The organism is Paenibacillus forsythiae T98 (genome assembly GCF_000520735.1).
GTDB lineage: Bacteria > Bacillota > Bacilli > Paenibacillales > Paenibacillaceae > Paenibacillus_AQ > Paenibacillus_AQ forsythiae.
The window spans coordinates 1-2,071 of record NZ_ASSC01000407.1 but is presented as its reverse complement, the minus strand read 5'-3'; the positions used below and the strand labels follow the sequence as shown (position 1 = coordinate 2,071).

At 53.1% G+C, this 2,071-nt stretch carries 2 protein-coding genes; both read right to left on the bottom strand.

Annotation, left to right across the window (positions count from 1 at the left end; translation table 11 throughout):
• Positions 1-1,229, bottom strand: a 1,229-nt coding sequence (locus tag L692_RS0112930) for an FprA family A-type flavoprotein (RefSeq protein WP_025700463.1), incomplete at its 3' end; no start/stop codon positions are given.
• Between the two features lie 390 nt (positions 1,230-1,619).
• Positions 1,620-2,071, bottom strand: a 452-nt coding sequence (locus L692_RS0112920; RefSeq protein WP_025700460.1) for an RNA polymerase factor sigma-54, incomplete at its 5' end; no start/stop codon positions are given.

Here is a 2,071-nt window from a genome sequence, read left to right as displayed (position 1 = left end):
CCTGCCGCAGCGGCTTCCGCCGCGTCGGCATTCAGGGAAGCATAGATGGCTTCCACCAGCTGATCCAGCTCCGGCAGCTGCTCCGGCTTTAAGGCCGAATTGATTTCAAACGGCTCGCCGACGAACTCGATTTTTTTCATGCTCTCCAGGATTTCAGTCATTTCCCTTACGGCGGCGTTGGCCCAGGTATAGTTGCCTACAAGGGAAACCTTGCGGTTCTGCAGGTTCAGGGATGCCATTTCATGGAGCAGAGCCTGCATGCCGTGATACAATCCCAGGTTATAGGTTGGCGAACCGAAGACCAGATGACTGAATTTCCAGGCGTCCGAAATAATGTAGGAAGGATGGGTCTTGGACACGTCGTACATGCGGATGTCCTGAACTCCCTTGGCCGAAAGCTTGGATGCGATCAGGTTCATTACATTCTCCGTATTGCCGTACATGGACGCGTAGACCAGCACGACGCCGCGCTTCTCCGGCTGGTAGGCGCTCCACTTCTGATATCTGTCCAGGATATACGACAGGTTCTCGCGCCACACCGGTCCATGCAGCGGACAGATCATTTCGATGTCCTGCTTGGCTACCTTTTTCAGCACGTTCTGCACCTGCGGCCCGTATTTGCCTACAATATTGGAGTAATAGCGGCGGGACTCCTCCAGGTACACTCCGTCAAAATCGGTCTGGTCGGAGAAAATATTCCCCGAAAGCGAACCGAAGCAGCCGAAGGCGTCGGCGGAGAACAGGATTTTCTTCGAGACTTCATAGGTGAACATGACTTCGGGCCAGTGGACGAACGGAGCCATCATAAAGCGCAGCGTATGCTCTCCGAGCGACAGCTCCTCTCCTTCCTTGACGATGAGGTAATTATCCGGCTTGCTGAAGCTGTAGAACTGCTCCATGAACTGGAACGTCTTCTTGTTGCCGACGATTTTCAATTCCGGATACCGGCGCAGCAGCTCCTCGATATTGGCGCAATGGTCCGGCTCCATATGGCCCACAACGAGATAATCCAGCGTCCGGCCGCCCAGCACATGCTCGATATTCTCCAGAAATTGTGCGCTGATTGCGGAGTCCACCGTGTCCATAAGCGCAATCTTTTCATCCATAATCAAGTAAGAATTATAGGCAACCCCTTGAGGCAGCGGGAACATATTCTCGAAACGTTCCAGTCTTTTGTCGGTGCCGCCCACCCAGTAGATCGCAGGCGCGATTTCTTGAACATTGTACATCGGTATTCCCTCCACATACTTAAAATTTTTCTAATACTATAACAACAATTGCTGACAAAATAATTGACATATATCATGTTGGCGGAAAATTCAGGATTTATTTTAGATATAGAGTGTTAGAAAAAGTTACATGCAGCAGAGGGATGAGGCGGAATAGCAGGGAAATACGGAGGAAAAGAACGGAAATTGAGGCGGTTGGCTGTGAAAAAAGCGGGTCTGGACCGGAAATCCGTCGCTTTTTCAATCAAATATTACAAAATGGAAAACTTCCGGCGCGAGTGACAAATGAATGGAACGGCAAGAAGAACCCTTGGCAGGCTGTGCTCCGCATGGAGCGTGGCCCGCAGGGTTCTGTTGTTGTTGTCTATCCCCAAATGGCGGCAGACTGATCTAATACCGCTTTCTCTTGGCGGATGACAGGATTCGCATGTCCTCGCGGTATTTCGCCACGGTCCGGCGGGACAGCTCAAGCCCCTCCTTCGCCAGCAGCTCCGTAATCGCCTGATCGGATAACGGCTTCCGTTTGTCCTCTCCGTCGATTATAGATTTAATGCGGAGCTTCACGCTTTCCGAGGAGGCGGCGTCCCCGTCCGCCGATGCGAGAGCGGAGGTGAAGAAGTATTTCAGCTCGAACAATCCCCGGGGGGTCTGCATGTACTTATGGCCGACGGCCCGGCTGATGGTCGATTCATGGAGGCCCGTTCTTTCCGCAATCTCCTTCTGGGTCAGCGGCTTCAAGCCTTGAACGCCCTGCTCGAAGAAATCCCGCTGCATTTCCACCACGGCCCGCGAGACCCGCAGCAGCGTCGTCCGGCGCTGCTCCAGGCTCTTGATCAGCCAGG